Raw genomic sequence first — 14536 nt, forward strand, 5'->3', positions numbered from 1 at the left:
CCGCGTTGATTTCGTAGCCGTGATATGCTGCCGTACCCATGTTTCAGGTATTTTGGGAGGGGTATCATGGAAATCTTAGTAGAGGTGTTTTTACCGCTATCCTTGGCAATCATTATGCTGAGCCTTGGGATCGGGCTTACGCCTTCAGATTTCAGACGCGTGGTCGAACGGGGCTGGGCTTTTGGCATAGGCGCTCTCTGTCAGCTTATACTCATTCCACTCTTCGCTTATTTAATCATTCTGGCCTTTGGCTTCACGGGTGCCATTGCAGCAGGCATTATGCTTTTGTCCTTTTGCCCCGGCGGCGTCACCACCAACGTCATGGCGCGCTTAGCGAACGGGGATGTGGCTCTGTCGGTTTCGTTGACCGCATTAATCTCTCTTTTGTCCATTATCACGGTGCCGGTTTTGGTGGGCTGGGCGGTTACGCGTTTTATGGGAGCAGATGTGCCTGAATTCTCGGTGACCGAGATCGCAATTGCGATGTTCCTGATCACCACCCTTCCCGTTTCCATCGGAATGCTGATCCGCTACTTGGCGCCCGGTTTCGCGGATCGGGCCGAACCTAAGCTCTTCGTGTTGGCCAGTGTGCTCTTTGTGGTCATTGTTCTGGCTGCCATCGCCACAAACTGGGACCTGTTCGTCGCAAATTTCACCGCCCTTGGGCCTGCATTGGCCGTGTTAAGCATCACGACAATGCTCGCAGGTCTGACGATAGCTGGAGTCTTTGGGCTTACTTGGGCAGAACAGAAAACGGTGGCCGTCGAGGTGGGTCTTCAAAACGGCACATTGGGGATCACGCTGGCACCAATTATCGCAGGCGTGGCAACAGGTATTCCTGAAATCGGCCTGCCCGCGGCGATTTATAGCGTGATCATGTATCTGACTGGGATTCCCATCGTGCTCTGGCTACGGAGCCGACGCCATGAAAGCTGATGTCATCGTTGTTGGCGCAGGGCTCGCAGGCCTTGCCGCGGCAGCCGAACTTGGCGATCGCGGCAAGCATGTCATTGTCGTCGATCAGGAAGGCCCGCAGAACCTGGGCGGTCAGGCGCATTGGTCGCTTGGTGGTCTCTTTATGATCGACACGCCCGAGCAGCGGCGTATGGGGATCAAGGACAGTCGCGCCTTGGCCCTGAATGACTGGATGGGCTCTGCCCAGTTCGATCGACCAGAAGACGACTACCCGCGCCAATGGGCCGAAGCCTATTTAGACTTTGCAGCAGGCGAGATGCGTCCATGGCTTTATGATATGGGGTTGCGCTGGTTTCCGGTGGTTGGATGGGCAGAACGCGGGGGGAGTTTCGCCAATGGCCATGGCAATTCTGTTCCGCGCTTTCATATCACATGGGGCACGGGTCCCGGTGTGCTGGAACACTTCATTCGCAGGTGCAAAGAGCACGAAGCCGCTGGGCTGGTTTCCTTCAAGTTCCGTCATCAAGTCGACCGGATCGAGATGCAAGACGGTGCGGCAGTGGGTGTCAGCGGATCGCTTTTAAGCGAGGATTCTGCGGTACAGGGTGCCGAAACCTCTCGAGAGGTGGTAGGAGAGTTTCGCCATGACGCGGGATCCGTCATCGTGGCCTCTGGCGGCATCGGCGGGAACTTTGAGCTGATCCGCAAAGTCTGGCCGAAGGATCGGCTTGGCCGTGCGCCCAAGTCAATGCTGTCCGGCGTGCCAGCTCATGTAGATGGTAGGATGCTGGGTATCTCAGAAGAAGCCGGCGGCCGTGTTATCAACAAAGACCGACTGTGGTTCTACACCGAAGGCGTCAAAAACTGGGATCCGATCTGGCCGCACCACGGCATTCGGATTCTGCCCGGTCCGTCCTCGATGTGGTTTGACGCAGAGGGTAACCGATTTGCTCCACCTGCCCTTCCCGGCTTTGACACCAATGGCACGTTCAAGGCCATTCTGGACAGCGGGTATGATTACAGCTGGTTCATTCTGACTCAGAAGGTGATCAAAAAAGAGTTTGCCCTGTCTGGGTCGGAACAGAACCCAGACTTCACCGATGCCAAGTGGAGCAAAGTGATCAAAGAACGCTTCTTGGCGGGTGCAAAGGCAACAGGGCCAGTTGAGAAATTCAAAGAACACGGCGAAGATTTCGTCGTAGCGGATACGTTGTCCGAACTGGTCAAGGGCATGAATGCTCTTACCCAGGACGCTTTGATTGACGAAGCGCACATTCGCGCGCAGATCGAGGCGCGGGACTCGCAGGTCGACAACCCGTTTTGCAAAGACGCACAAGTCATCGCGATCCAGACGGCGCGGCACTATCGCGGTGACAAACTCAGCCGCACAGCCAAGCCTCATCGCTTCCTTGATCCCGACAATGGTCCTCTGATTGCGGTGCGCTTGAATCTGATCACACGCAAAACACTCGGAGGCCTGCAGACAAATCTCGACAGCCAGATGGTGGGCTCAAACGGCCAAGTCATCCCGGGCCTATTCGCAGTCGGAGAGGTCGCCGGTTTTGGCGGCGGCGGCTATCACGGATACAATGCACTTGAGGGCACATTTCTAGGGGGTTGCATCTTTTCGGGCCGCGCGGCGGGGCACAGCAAGGCGATTTCCTAACCGTAAGTCTCGCGCAGAAGGTTTTTCTGCACTTTACCCATCGTGTTTCGGGGCAGAGCCTCAATCAATTCATATCTTCTTGGATGTTTAAATCGTGCGAGCTTCTCCTCGACCCCAAGCGCCAGGGCCTTTGGGTCGAGAGCGGCGCCAGCCTTTGGCACGACCGCCGCTATGATCGCTTCACCAAAATCCGCATCGGGCACACCAAAGACCGCGCTTTCCACGACGCCTTCGATGTCATTCAGAACGTCCTCGACTTCTTTGGGATACACATTGTAACCGCCTGTAATAATCAGGTCTTTTGAACGCCCGACAATCGAAAGATATCCATCCGCACTGAGAGACCCGAGATCACCGGTGATAAAAAAACCTGACTCACGCAACTCTGCCGCGGTTTTCTCCGGCATGTTCCAGTAGCCCGCAAAAACATTCGGGCCACGCACTTCAATCATGCCGACCTCGCCTTGAGAGACATCTTTGCCAGTTTCGGAGTTAGTCAGGCGCACCTCGATATCAGCAATCGGGTGCCCAACAGTGCCTGCCCGCCGTTCGCCGTCAAATGGGTTTGAAGTGATCATATTGGTTTCTGTCATACCATAACGTTCCAATATCCGGTGGCCGGTTCGCGCAGTGAAGGCTTCATGAGTTTCTGCTAGCAAAGGAGCGCTCCCAGAGACGAAGAGGCGCATCTTCTGCGTCGCCTCTTTGGTCAAACGCGCATCCCCGAGCAACCTCGTGTAGAACGTCGGCACGCCCATCAGCATGGTGGACTGGTGCATCGCTCCAAATATCGCATTCAGATCAAATCCGGTTTGGAAATCCAAACGAACTCCCGCCAAAAGAGATGTGTTCAATGCGACGAACAAACCATGCGTATGAAAGATCGGAAGAGCATGGATCAACGTGTCAGAACTTGTGATTTGCCAAAGATCACAGAGAGCGCGCGCATTTGAAAGCAGATTGCCGTGGGTCAGCATAGCGCCTTTACTGCGACCCGTTGTACCTGAGGTATAAAGCAATGCTGCCAAATCGTTCTTAGTTCTTGGAACAGGGTCGAAATGACCAGGCTGGCCTTCGATTCCGTCGGTCAGAGTGCCCCTTCCATCGGAGTTCAACGTGAGAACATGCCCGTCACCAGCCACAGCCCGCACTTCGATTTCGCGGCCCCCATCACAAACGACAATTCTTGGTGTCGCATCCGCGATGAAATACGCCAACTCGTCCCGCTTGTAAGCGGTGTTCAGAGGTAAAAACACGCCTCCCGCCTGAAGGGTCGCGATATACAGTGCGACCATTTCAACGGTTTTCGGGGCTTGCACGACAACCCTGTCACCCGGCAAAAGCCCTGCCTCAACAAGTCGATTTGCCAGACGTGAGGCGAGTGTTGCAAACTCCCGAAAACTCAAATCAGGTTTACCCGATTGGCGCACAAAACAACGCTCGCTCAAGACTTGAGGCGCCATAAGGGCGTCGTAGAGATGATTACTCATGCGAGGATCCGTTTTCTATTTGTGGCCATGCCTTGGGAGTTTTTGAATTGTGGTGCGAGGCTGACCTCTTGGTCCTGCACGAAACGCTCGTGGTTCTGTTCAATCTTCGACAAGTCATATTGATAGTTCACCATAGCGCCAAAAGATTGCGACACGCCGTTCTCGCTTAGGTCGGCTTCGGCATGCACCGCATAGACCTGAGCACCATTGCCAAGATGAAACCGCGCTACAGGATCAAAGGGACGGCCTTTTGCATCCTTAGCCGTCAGTAGATAGTCGCTGGCTGCTGCTCTGACAGACCTATCGTCTGATGGGTCTTCGCCATTCACAGATCGCGTCCACTCTGCCAGTCTTGGGATTGGCGAGAGAGTTACGAAAGTTTCGAGCTGCGGCAATTCTCTCGACAGTTCCGCAACCACCTGCTTGATCAGCATCGAGCCAAAGGACACGCCCGCCAAGCCCTCTTGGCAATTGGAGATCGAATAGAATACCGCGACCTTGGTTTCTTCAGCTTCACGTTGGTCTCTATGCTCGGAAAGCACGTGCTGGATCGAGTGTGGAACACCCAGCGTCAGCGCCACCTCGACGAATATCAAAGGCTCGTCGGGCATACTTGGGTGAAAAAACGCGAAACAGCGCCGATCTTGAGGGTAAAGCCTGCGCCTGAGGTCATCCCAGTCTTGAATGGCGTGGACGGCCTCATAGGCGACGATCTTTTCCAGAATACTTGCAGGCGTATCCCAGTTGATTTGGCGCAAAACAAGAAAGCCGCGATTGAACCAGCTGCGCAGAAGATGCTGGAAATCCTGATCAGTGCGCGCGAGATTCGTATCCCGCGCTTTCGCACGGGTCAAATCCGCCCGCATATTGACAAGAGCTTGCGTGGCGCCTGACGGCTGATTGAGGCGGCGCAGCAATTCCTGGCGTCGCGGCTCGGCTAGTCGTCCTATTCTGCGATAGTCTTCGATAGACTGTCCGTTTTGGAACCCACTAACAGCCGCTCGCAACGCTGCCGGATCGATCTCGAGATCTGTATTTAGAAACTGGAAGAACCGCAGTTTCTCGTCCGGGTCCATGCCTGCGTAGCGGTCGAGAACGGCTTCGGCCAAAGCAATGCCGGACACTTCACCTTCCACATCCAAGAGCGCATGGCACATCTCTTCAATGGACCGAGACTGAAGCGCACTGCCTTTTGACCCCCGCCGCTCAAATAGTGTCTGCACAATATCTGCAAAGGTGCTGCGACCCGACATGGCAGGTTCTAACCCAATTGAACCGTTTGCGCGGACAGCTTGACCGACAGAGACAAGCTGCCCTCATTGATCAGCCAGCGTCGAAGCGTGAAGCTGCGCGCGCCTTTGGAATGCATTGGGTCATTTTCGGCCAGACTGCGCGCGACATTCAGGCTTTCGGCACGATAAATGATTAGCCCAACACCCTGCATTTGATCACCTGTCTCATCAGACATGGGCCCTGCAAGGAATAGATTTCCAGCTGCCTCTTGCTCTGCCTGATACGCCAGATGCTCTGGCAACACCGCCCTGACCTCTTCCGGCGATCCGACCGGCGTTGACTGCACCACATAAAGCTCATGAGCGAGCGCTCCGCGTGCTTTGGCCTCGGTCTTGTAGTCATTCCAAAGGGGCATACCGACCTCCTGCGTGATTTAAAAAAATCGATTTTATTTGACTTAGGGATTTTTTATCGTCAAAAAGTGAGTCGATCAACAGGGAGTTTTCTATGCGTTTTCTCGTTGGAACAATCGGACCCACTCAGAGTGTTTTCGCCGTAAACGGAGACATGGCCGTTAATCTGACCGAAGCTGTTCCAGCCATCGGAAGGGATCTCGCAGCACTCACGGCCTCTGATGATCTCATGGCGCAGGCCAAAGAGATTGCCGAAACTCGGACAGGGGATGCGGTCCCAGTTTCGGCAATCACGCCTGCCTTGCCGATCGCACGCCCGCCATCGGTTCTATGCCTTGGCCTGAACTACATCGAACACATCAAAGAGGGCGGCTATGACATTCCGGACTATCCGGCGATGTTCATCCGCACGCCCAATTCGATCATGGCAGCCGGCGCGCCGATGGTGCGCCCTGCCTGCTCTGAAACGCTCGACTATGAGGCCGAGATGATGATCATCATCGGCAAAGGTGGGCGGCATATCTCCGAGGAAACCGCCCTAGAACATGTCTTTGGATACACCGTCTTCAACGACGGCTCCGTACGCGAATATCAGCGCAAAACTCACCAATGGACGCCCGGTAAGAACTTTGATGATACCGGCGCGATTGGGCCTTACGTCGTCACGCCCGATGAGCTGCCTGAGGGCGGAAAGGGTCTGAAAATCGAGAGCCGTGTTGGCTCGGAAATTCTGCAGTCCTCCAATACGTCGAATATGATCTGGTCCGTGGCCCAAACCATCGCGATCATGTCTCAGTTCAAGACACTCGAAGTCGGCGACCACATCGCGCTTGGAACGCCTCCGGGTGTGGGACACGCCAAGAAGCCCGGCCCACGCTGGCTGCGCCCTGGTGAAACTGTGGATATCGAGATCGAAGGTATTGGCATCTGTTCCAGTCCCATCGTCGCCGAAGAGTCCATGACCAAGACCGAGGCGGCTGAATAAATGACCACAGACGCGCCTACTCTGGATCACGCACGACAGGCCGCGCAGCAAGCGGTGCGGGACTTGCGCTCGCGCGTGACGCGACTGGGGGATGGCGAAATCGATCTGATTCTGCGGGATGCGCGCTCGCATTACGCGTGGACTGACAGGCAGGTGCCCGACACCATCCTGCGCGCGCTGTTTGAGATCACGATCCAAGGCCCCACCAGCATGAACACCTGCCCCGCTCGGTTCATCTTTGTAAAAAGCGACACGGCCAAGGATCGACTGGCGAAGTCTTTGAAAGCAAAGAATATCGACAAAATGCGCGCCGCACCAATGACGGTAATCATCGCGTGGGATCCGCTTTACTGGCAACGTCTGGACTTCTTATTCCCGCATGAGGATCGCAAGCCGCTGTTTGCCGGAAACGAGACTTATGCCCACGACACCGCCTATCGCAATTCCACCCTGCAGGGGGCGTATTTCATGATCGCCGCCCGCGCCTTGGGCTTGGACGTTGGCGCGATGTCTGGCTTCTCTAACGAGATCGTGGATCAGGAATTTTTCAGCGAAAACGGATGGAAATCGAATTTCCTCTGCAATTTCGGCTATGCTGATGAAACCGCATTGTTCCAAAAACTCCCGCGGTTCTCCTTTGATGACGTCTGCGAGGTAATCTAGCCATGGCGATCAGACAAAAGACAGTGATGACGATCAAACTGGCAGGGCGTGGCACAAACCACTCTCGCAGCGAGGCCCATGTGCGCGATCTGGTTCAGGTCGTGGACGAGCCGATCGAGCGTGGCGGCACCAACGAAGGCCTTGCGCCAACCGAAACAGCCTTTTCCGCGTTGATCGGCTGCACCAATGTCATCGGTCACAAATGCGCCGCCAAACTGGGCGTCGATATCGGAGATCTGGACTTCGCGATGGAGGTCGATTTCGACCGTCGCGGCGTCCTTTTGATGGAAGAAGTGGAGGTGCCGTTCAAAGCCATCCGCCTCTCTGTCACATCCAAAGGCAGTGCCACCGCAGAAGAGCTTCAGCGCGTGGCAGAGGAGACTGCCAAATATTGTCCAATCGCAAAACTCTATGAAAACGCGGGCACTGAGCTGACCGTGACTTGGGAGAGCGGCTGACGGGCAAGTTTACGTAATGGTACTGGGAGGAGAACTATGACGACATTCAAATCAACGGCCTTTGGCCTGGCGCTTGCGACGCTCGTCGCGGCTCCGGCCTTTGCGACAGAGACGATCAAAGCGGTCGTGATCGACGGCTATCCGGCGCGGGCGCTCTGGGTGAAAGAGTTCACGAACTTCTTTATCCCCGAAGTCGACAAACGCCTTGCGATGACCGGCAACTACAAGATGGACTGGCAAGAAAGCTATGGCGGCACGATCGTGAAGCCAAAAGGCGTTCTTGAGGGCGTTAAGCTGGGGCTGGGCGACATCGGCATCGTGACCACGATCTTCCACAACTCGAAACTACCAAGTCAGGCGATTTCTGCGGCGACGCCGTTCATTGCGGCAGACGCGCGTGCGGTTGCGAAAGCGGTCGATGAGATCGCCAAGGAATTCCCCGCGATGCAAGCGGAATTTGACAAGCAGAACCAGGTCTATCTGGCGACCGGCGTCGTTCTGGACACCTACCAGGTCTTCTCGCGCAACCCGATCAACTCGCTGTCTGATCTTGAAGGCAGCAAAGTCGCCGGCGCGGGTATGAACCTGCGGTACCTTGAAGGCATCGAAGGCGCAGCCGGTGTTCGCGGCGGTCTGACAGACTTCTACAACATGGTCCAAACGGGCCTTGTGGATCACGCAATGCTTTGGCCTGAGGCCGCCAAGACCTTCAAGATCGCAGAGGTCGCACCTTACATGCTGCGCGCTGATCTGGGGGCTGTGAACTCCAAGACCATCACGGTCAACAAAGACTATTGGGCGAAGCTTCCGGATGAGGTCAAAGACGTGCTTCTTGAGGTCGCCGTTGCCTATCGCGACCATGTTGCGGGCATCGCTATGGACCGCGCGGAGGCCAGCCGTCAGGCCTATGTTGACCAAGGTGGCACCGTGGTCGAGATGGATCCAAACGAGCGTCTCGCTTGGGCCGCCAGCATGCCAAACATCGCTGCAGAATGGGCCGCAGGTCTTGACGCATCAGGCCAGCCGGGCACCGAGATGTTGAACGCCTACATGGCGAAGCTCTCTAGCGCAGGCTTCACCCCAGTCCGTGACTGGGCCGCCGAAGCGGCAACGAACTAGGGCCCCTTCGTGAAGGAGCTGATCCATAAAATCGCAAGCGGCGTGGCCATCATGGCCAACGCCGCTGGCACATTTGTCGTGGTCGGACTGATCGCCGTGGTGAGCTATGATATCATCGCGCGCGGGATCTTTAACCGCCCGTTCTTAGGGGCTGTCGAGGTCGTACAATTCTCGATGGTGCTGATTGTTTTTCTGCAGTTGCCTGACGTGATCCGCGTTGGGCGGCTGACCCGCTCTGACGGTTTTCTCGGCCTGTTGCGCCACCGTCGCCCCGCCGCGGGGCGCATGCTGAGCCGCGTGATCGATCTGATCAGCGCGACTTTTATGGTGCTGGTCGCCATCGCAATCTGGCCCGAGTTTGTCGAGATGTGGGAGACCCGCGATTACTTTGGCGTGCCCGGCGTTTTCACCGCGCCTTGGTGGCCTGTGAAACTCGTGATCTTTCTCAGCGCCTGTCTCTGCACCGTGCATTTCGCGCTGCATATTTTGTTCAACGCGGGCGATGACGTCCCAAGTCAGGAAAGCGGTTCATGAGCCCAGTTGAAATTGGCCTGATTTCCATCGGCGCCATCATCTTCATGATCTATCTAGGCGTTTACATTCCGATTGCCCTTGGCGTCGTGAGCTTTGTTGCGATCTGGATCATGCGTGACAGTTACGAGCTGTCCTTTGCGCTGCTGAAAATCGCCATCGGCGACAGCGCGATGGAATATACATTTGCGACGATCCCCTTGTTCACCTTTATGGGATTAATCGTCTCTAAAGCTGGGCTTGGGGCCGATATTTACGCCGTGATGAACCAAGGGTGCCGCCGCATCACAGGTGGCATCGGCATGGCAACCGTCGGAGCAAATGCGGTCTTTGCGGCGGTCACTGGGTCTTCGATTGCCTCGGCCTCGGTGTTCTCGAAGATGTCCGTGCCAGAGATGCTCAAACACGACTACAATCCGCGTTTCGCGGTGGGCGTTGTTGCAGGATCGTCGGTCTTGGGCATGATCATTCCACCGTCGGCCATGCTGATCATCTATTCCTTTGTGGCCGAACAATCTGTCGGAGAAATGTTCCTCGCAGGCGTCGTGCCCGGACTGATGTTGGCGGCTGCTTACGTCCTGGCAATTTGGTTCATGGGGCGGTTCACACCGGCCTTCGTCGGCGGCAGCAAGATCGAAACCGAAACCCTCATGCCATGGTCCGAGATCGCGGCGAAAACGATCCCGATCCTTGTGCTGATTGTCGTCGTGCTGGGCGGTATTTATACCGGCTGGACTACCGCCGTTGAAGCGGGGGCCGCTGGATCGCTGCTCGGCATCCTGATCGCCGCCGTCCGAGGCCGCATCAATCTGCGCAGCTTTTGGGAAACCGTGATCGAAACTGGCCATATCACGGCAGCCATCTTGTTCCTGATCACAGCCGCGTCGATGTACGCGCGGATGCTTGGTCTTGCAGGTCTGCCAAACGAGCTCCAGACCCTTTTGGCGACTGTGAATTTCGACTTCTTTTGGATCATGGTGATCCTCGTTGTCCTGATGCTTTTCCTTGGCACAATCCTGGACACCGCCTCGATCATCCTGATCGTGGTTCCGCTATTTCTACCTTTAATAGACTCTATGGGCCTGAGCCTCGTGTGGTTCGGCATCGTCGCCGTTGTCGCGGCAGAAATAGGGCTTTTGACCCCGCCACTAGGTCTGAGTTGCTTCGTGATCAAAGCCACCCTGGACGATGACGGCATCAAACTGAAGGACGTCTTCCTAGGCGCCCTGCCCTTCGCCTTCGTCATGCTTTTGGTGCTGATCCTTCTGATCCGCTTCCCAGCATTGAGCCTTGCAATCCTATCCTAACCTGAACGAGTCCTCACATGCGTAACGTCACAAAAGAGAACATCACCGATGTCTTCATGGGATACCTCGGAGACGACGTGAACCCGCGTCTGCGCGAGGTCATGGCCAGCCTTGTGAAGCACCTGCATGACTTCGCCCGCGAGGTGAATCTAACGCATGAGGAATGGAACACAGGCATCGCGTTCCTAGAACGCGCGGGCGAGATTTCGGACGCCGAGCGACACGAGTTTGTCCTGCTCTCTGACGTGCTTGGTCTCTCGTCCTTGGTCGATATGCTGCACTCGACACAAGAGGGCACCTCGTCCTCAGTCCTTGGCCCCTTCCACATCTCGGGCTCTCCGCCACTGGCTGTGGGTGGCGACATGCGCAAGGATTTCGATGCGCCGGTTCTTTTGGTTGAAGGCACGGTCAAAGACACCAACGGCAACCCCATTCCGGGTGCAACTTTGGACATCTGGCAAACCGCGCCGAATGGTCTCTATTCCAGTCAGGATCCGGATCAGGACACCTATTCTTTCCACGGCCTTCAAACCGTCGGCGAGGACGGTCGCTATGCCTTCACCACCGTGCGTCCTGTGGAATACACCGTGCCCTCTGATGGCCCCGTCGGAGACATCCTGCGCGCCTGTGGGCGTCATCCGTGGCGCCCGTCTCACCTGCATTACATCGCCGAGGCGGATGGGTTCAAACCACTGGTTACAGAGGTCTTTCCCGAAGATGATCCCTACCTCGACCAAGATACCGTTTTTGGCGTGCGCGATGACCTTGTGATGAGTTACCAACAGATGCCCGCAGGCAGCTTTCCCGAAACTGGCTTTGATCTAAGCGGTCACGTTGAGGGCGATTATCTCAAGGTCACATTCGACCTAGTTCTTGTTGCCAAATAACTCGGCATTCAGCGCCGAGCCTTCACCCCAAAGCCCCGCCAAATAGGCACCCGTCAGCTGGTAGTGTTTGAACAGCCGCTCGCTCGCCATATCCCCGTCCCTCGCGACGGCGGCTTGTAGGATGCTCGCGTGCTCTTCGTCCACATCGCGCAGCTGATAATTCAACCCGCTGCCCGCCAGATAGCGATAGCGGATGTTCAAATCATAAAGCTGCGAGCAGAACTGCAGCAGGATCGGCGACGGCGCATTGGCGATAAGCGCCATGTGAAAGCCTTTGTGCAGCTCTTCGAAATCGTCGCCGCCTTTGGCCTTCACCATGCGGTGATGCGCGAGCACGACATTCTCTTCCCAGTCTTGGGTCGCGTTCGCGATGCTTTCGCGCAGGGCGAGGTCTTCGAGCGTGCGCCTGAGTAGCAGAATCTCCTGAAAGTTCTCAGCACTCACTTCGGCGGTGCGAAACCCGCGTTGATCCAAACGATCGACCAGTTTATCCGACGTCAAAAGGCTGAGCGCCTCGCGGATCGGAGAGGCGCCCGTGTCCAGCCGTTTGCGCAGAACTTCGATCTTGAGTTTCTCGCCAGGTTTGAGGTCTCCGGTCACGATGAGGTGTCGCAAACGCCGATACGCCTGCTGCGTCGCAGAGCCGTCTGATCCGGAAATATCAAGCGCGTTCATCGTGTTGGCCTCCCTCACAAAATATCGATTATTTTGCTTCTTCTGTCAAATAATCAACTAGCGCAAATTTCGCGGTTTCCAAGGGAAAACCACGACTTGCGACAGAGGGTTTTCGATGCAAATCTCGGGATCGCAAAGGGCAGAGTATGACAGACAAGCGGTACGAAAATTGGATAGGTTCCCAGAAGTCCTCGCGGGATTGGCTCGCCCCTCGACCTGCGCGGTTCATGCAGGCCACTTTGGACCGAGATCAAGACCTGCGCGACGGGGACCACTTGCCGCCTCTGTGGCATTGGCTCTACTTTTTAGAGGCAAAACCCGCCAGTGAGTTGGGGCGCGACGCGCATCCTAAGAAGGGTGGGTTTCTTCCACCAATCGATCTGCCGCGTCGAATGTGGGCGGGTGGTAGGTTCGAATTTCATGCGCCGCTCAGACTGGGGGATTGGGCCGAAAAGCGCTCGACCATTTTGAATGTTTCCGAGAAGTCGGGTCGTAGTGGGGCGCTGTGCTTTGTCACTGTCCAACACGAAATCTTCCAACAGGACCGGCTCTGCCTGATTGAAGAACACGACATCGTCTATCGCGAAGACCCTGCCCCCGGATCCCCGAATCCAGCGAAGCAAAAAGCGCCGGAGAGCCATGAGTTTTCGCGCAGCGTCACCCCTAAGGAAGTCATGCTCTTCCGCTATTCGGCCCTAATGTTTAACGGTCACCGCATCCACTATGACGTAGACTACGCGCGCGATGTCGAGGGGTATGACGGGCTGGTTTTTCACGGCCCCCTTACGGCCACGCTTTTGGTGGATCTCGCCTGCGCAGAGACGGGTCGCCACCCCAAGTCCTTTTCGTTTCGCGGAGTTTCCCCGCTGGCAGGCATGCAGCCGTTTTACATCCAGGGCACCAAGTCTGGGTCAACTCTCGACCTTTGGGCCAAAACCGCGGGCGGGGATCTGGCGATGTCGGCTCAGGCCGTTTTTTGAGGCGCTGGTCCTAGAGATCCGCGCAGCCTGAGCGTGGCTTCCAACTCGACGCTTTCTCCCAAGCTGGGATCATTGCGCATTGCAATCAATGTGGTGGCCGCGTGTTTGCCCATGTTGCGATGGGGGACATGCACCGTCGTAAGGCGCGGCGTCACGATTTCGGCGATCTCGATGTCGTCAAAACCTGTAATGGACACATCCCCCGGCACATCAACGCCCATCCGATGCGCCCGCGAAAGGGCTCCTGCGGCCAGAACGTCGTTGCCGCACATCACCGCTGTCGGAGGGGTTCCCGAACGCATCAACCGTTCAAAGGCATCGCCTCCATTGGCGATGGAATACGTCGTTTCTATCACGTTAAGGTCCCGGGCATTCAAACCAAACTCGGCAACAGCATCCATGGCACCCTCATAACGCTGCCGCGCGCGGTCATTGCGATCTCGTTTACCCGTAATAAGCGCCAGCTTGCGGTGGCCTTGCTTTAGAACTTCAAGAGCAAGGGCTTTCATGGCTTTGCGATTGTCAAAGCCAACTGAGACCCTTGGTTCAGCTTCATCATAAACCCAGGCCACGACATGAGGGATCTGGCGCTTTTCTAGGAACTCATAGCTTTCTGCGGTCCGAGTGTGGCCGATCAAAAACAGGGCATCTGCCCCCCGCGCGACAAGGTTGCGGATTTGCTCTTCTTCGACGTCAGGGTCATATGAAGAGCTTGCCACGAGCAAGGTAATTCCATGCTGCCCGAGCTCTTCTTGAAAAGCCTGAAGTCCGCGCGCAAAGATCGCGTTTTCCATTGTGGGCACGATCGCCCCGAAGGTATTTGTGCGTTTCGCCGCCAAGGCCTGAGCCCCGAAATTTGGAGCATAGCCCAGTTCGTTAACCGCTGCCATGACTCTGTCTCGCGTGGATGCGCTGACTTGCGATGGCGAGTTCAAACACCGGGACACGGTCGCCGTCGAAACCCCAGCCTGCTTGGACACATCCGCCAGAGTTGGCGACAGCGAGGGCTGAGTTGTGCGGGTCTTGGCCATTGGGTCGTCTTAGTCCGTCCAGATCTGATTTCGGCGTTTTATCATATTTTGAGCAATCGTAAGCACCAAAAGCTTGTAGCTCTTCAGGCGCAAAGATGTAAGCGCTTGCAGTAAAAATTGTAAGCGCTTACATTTGGCGCGAATCGTCCGGTGCAGGTGCGCATTGAACGGATCGTCTCGCGA

The 14536-nt window shown here is 56.1% G+C and carries 15 protein-coding genes; 10 read left to right on the forward strand and 5 right to left on the reverse strand.

What is annotated here, in order from left to right; translation table 11 throughout:
* The first annotated feature begins 66 nt into the window (after nt 1-66).
* Together HZ995_RS04770 and HZ995_RS04775 are read left to right on the forward strand one after the other, a co-directional pair.
* Nucleotides 67-936: a bile acid:sodium symporter family protein gene (locus HZ995_RS04770; RefSeq protein ID WP_209357529.1), complete on the forward strand. Its 870-nt coding sequence runs from the start codon at nt 67-69 to the stop codon at nt 934-936.
* Nucleotides 926-2581: an FAD-binding dehydrogenase gene (locus HZ995_RS04775; protein WP_209357530.1), complete on the forward strand. Its 1656-nt coding sequence runs from the start codon at nt 926-928 to the stop codon at nt 2579-2581. The genes HZ995_RS04770 and HZ995_RS04775 overlap by 11 nt, the downstream gene beginning before the upstream one ends.
* Here the strand turns inward: HZ995_RS04775 and HZ995_RS04780 are convergent.
* Genes HZ995_RS04780 through HZ995_RS04790 form a run of 3 tightly spaced genes read right to left on the reverse strand, consistent with a single transcriptional unit; the run spans nt 2578 to nt 5719 of the window.
* Entirely contained in the window at nt 2578-4071 is a 1494-nt protein-coding gene (locus tag HZ995_RS04780) for a malonate--CoA ligase (RefSeq protein ID WP_209357531.1), read from the reverse strand. The genes HZ995_RS04775 and HZ995_RS04780 overlap by 4 nt on opposite strands.
* Nucleotides 4068-5324: a malonyl-CoA decarboxylase domain-containing protein gene (locus HZ995_RS04785; RefSeq protein ID WP_209357532.1), complete on the reverse strand. Its 1257-nt coding sequence runs from the start codon at nt 5322-5324 to the stop codon at nt 4068-4070. Before HZ995_RS04785 ends, HZ995_RS04780 begins: the two co-directional genes overlap by 4 nt.
* 8 nt (nt 5325-5332) lie before the next feature.
* On the reverse strand, nt 5333-5719 hold the full coding sequence (locus HZ995_RS04790; protein ID WP_209357533.1) for a YciI family protein: 387 nt from the start codon (nt 5717-5719) through the stop codon (nt 5333-5335).
* A 92-nt stretch (nt 5720-5811) separates the two neighbouring features.
* Between HZ995_RS04790 and HZ995_RS04795 the strand changes: the two genes are divergently transcribed.
* Genes HZ995_RS04795 through HZ995_RS04825 form a run of 7 tightly spaced genes read left to right on the forward strand, consistent with a single transcriptional unit; the run spans nt 5812 to nt 11667 of the window.
* Nucleotides 5812-6702 carry a fumarylacetoacetate hydrolase family protein gene (locus tag HZ995_RS04795; RefSeq protein ID WP_209357534.1) on the forward strand — a complete coding sequence of 297 codons (891 nt, stop codon included), beginning with the start codon at nt 5812-5814 and terminating at the stop codon, nt 6700-6702.
* Nucleotides 6703-7365, forward strand: a complete 663-nt coding sequence (locus tag HZ995_RS04800) for a malonic semialdehyde reductase (RefSeq protein WP_209357535.1) — start codon at nt 6703-6705, stop codon at nt 7363-7365. It begins immediately after the preceding gene.
* A 2-nt stretch (nt 7366-7367) separates the two neighbouring features.
* Nucleotides 7368-7823: an OsmC family protein gene (locus tag HZ995_RS04805; protein WP_209357536.1), complete on the forward strand. Its 456-nt coding sequence runs from the start codon at nt 7368-7370 to the stop codon at nt 7821-7823.
* 36 nt (nt 7824-7859) lie between these two features.
* Entirely contained in the window at nt 7860-8942 is a 1083-nt protein-coding gene (locus HZ995_RS04810; RefSeq protein WP_209357537.1) for a C4-dicarboxylate TRAP transporter substrate-binding protein, read from the forward strand.
* A gap of 9 nt (nt 8943-8951) precedes the next feature.
* On the forward strand, nt 8952-9476 hold the full coding sequence (locus HZ995_RS04815; protein ID WP_245168758.1) for a TRAP transporter small permease subunit: 525 nt from the start codon (nt 8952-8954) through the stop codon (nt 9474-9476).
* Entirely contained in the window at nt 9473-10780 is a 1308-nt protein-coding gene (locus HZ995_RS04820) for a TRAP transporter large permease (protein ID WP_209357538.1), read from the forward strand. The genes HZ995_RS04815 and HZ995_RS04820 overlap by 4 nt, the downstream gene beginning before the upstream one ends.
* 17 nt (nt 10781-10797) lie before the next feature.
* Nucleotides 10798-11667 (forward strand): dioxygenase, encoded by an 870-nt coding sequence (locus HZ995_RS04825; protein ID WP_209357539.1) that lies wholly within the window; start codon nt 10798-10800, stop codon nt 11665-11667.
* Here HZ995_RS04825 and HZ995_RS04830 read toward each other — a convergent pair.
* Nucleotides 11647-12342 (reverse strand): GntR family transcriptional regulator, encoded by a 696-nt coding sequence (locus HZ995_RS04830; RefSeq protein WP_209357540.1) that lies wholly within the window; start codon nt 12340-12342, stop codon nt 11647-11649. The genes HZ995_RS04825 and HZ995_RS04830 overlap by 21 nt on opposite strands.
* A 146-nt stretch (nt 12343-12488) precedes the next feature.
* On the opposite strand from HZ995_RS04830, the gene HZ995_RS04835 reads away from it, so the two are divergent.
* The gene (locus HZ995_RS04835; RefSeq protein WP_209357541.1) at nt 12489-13322 is read left to right on the forward strand and encodes an FAS1-like dehydratase domain-containing protein; all 834 of its coding nucleotides are present in this window, start codon (nt 12489-12491) and stop codon (nt 13320-13322) included.
* On the opposite strand, the gene HZ995_RS04840 is transcribed toward HZ995_RS04835, so the two are convergent.
* Nucleotides 13307-14353: a LacI family DNA-binding transcriptional regulator gene (locus HZ995_RS04840; RefSeq protein WP_209357542.1), complete on the reverse strand. Its 1047-nt coding sequence runs from the start codon at nt 14351-14353 to the stop codon at nt 13307-13309. The genes HZ995_RS04835 and HZ995_RS04840 overlap by 16 nt on opposite strands.
* Nucleotides 14354-14536 lie beyond the last annotated feature (183 nt).

This window comes from Cognatishimia activa (genome assembly GCF_017798205.1).
In the GTDB taxonomy this organism is placed as follows: Bacteria; Pseudomonadota; Alphaproteobacteria; order Rhodobacterales; family Rhodobacteraceae; genus Cognatishimia; species Cognatishimia activa_A.

Bases quoted from the DNA above. Each gene is read 5' to 3' on its own strand.
- HZ995_RS04770 (WP_209357529.1), top strand. From the start codon at position 67: ATGGAAATCTTAGTAGAGGTGTTTTTACCGCTATCCTTGGCAATCATT.
- HZ995_RS04775 (WP_209357530.1), top strand. From the start codon at position 926: ATGAAAGCTGATGTCATCGTTGTTGGCGCAGGGCTCGCAGGCCTTGCC.
- HZ995_RS04780 (WP_209357531.1), bottom strand. From the start codon at position 4,071: ATGAGTAATCATCTCTACGACGCCCTTATGGCGCCTCAAGTCTTGAGC.
- HZ995_RS04785 (WP_209357532.1), bottom strand. From the start codon at position 5,324: ATGTCGGGTCGCAGCACCTTTGCAGATATTGTGCAGACACTATTTGAG.
- HZ995_RS04790 (WP_209357533.1), bottom strand. From the start codon at position 5,719: ATGCCCCTTTGGAATGACTACAAGACCGAGGCCAAAGCACGCGGAGCG.
- HZ995_RS04795 (WP_209357534.1), top strand. From the start codon at position 5,812: ATGCGTTTTCTCGTTGGAACAATCGGACCCACTCAGAGTGTTTTCGCC.
- HZ995_RS04800 (WP_209357535.1), top strand. From the start codon at position 6,703: ATGACCACAGACGCGCCTACTCTGGATCACGCACGACAGGCCGCGCAG.
- HZ995_RS04805 (WP_209357536.1), top strand. From the start codon at position 7,368: ATGGCGATCAGACAAAAGACAGTGATGACGATCAAACTGGCAGGGCGT.
- HZ995_RS04810 (WP_209357537.1), top strand. From the start codon at position 7,860: ATGACGACATTCAAATCAACGGCCTTTGGCCTGGCGCTTGCGACGCTC.
- HZ995_RS04820 (WP_209357538.1), top strand. From the start codon at position 9,473: ATGAGCCCAGTTGAAATTGGCCTGATTTCCATCGGCGCCATCATCTTC.
- HZ995_RS04825 (WP_209357539.1), top strand. From the start codon at position 10,798: ATGCGTAACGTCACAAAAGAGAACATCACCGATGTCTTCATGGGATAC.
- HZ995_RS04830 (WP_209357540.1), bottom strand. From the start codon at position 12,342: ATGAACGCGCTTGATATTTCCGGATCAGACGGCTCTGCGACGCAGCAG.
- HZ995_RS04835 (WP_209357541.1), top strand. From the start codon at position 12,489: ATGACAGACAAGCGGTACGAAAATTGGATAGGTTCCCAGAAGTCCTCG.
- HZ995_RS04840 (WP_209357542.1), bottom strand. From the start codon at position 14,353: ATGGCCAAGACCCGCACAACTCAGCCCTCGCTGTCGCCAACTCTGGCG.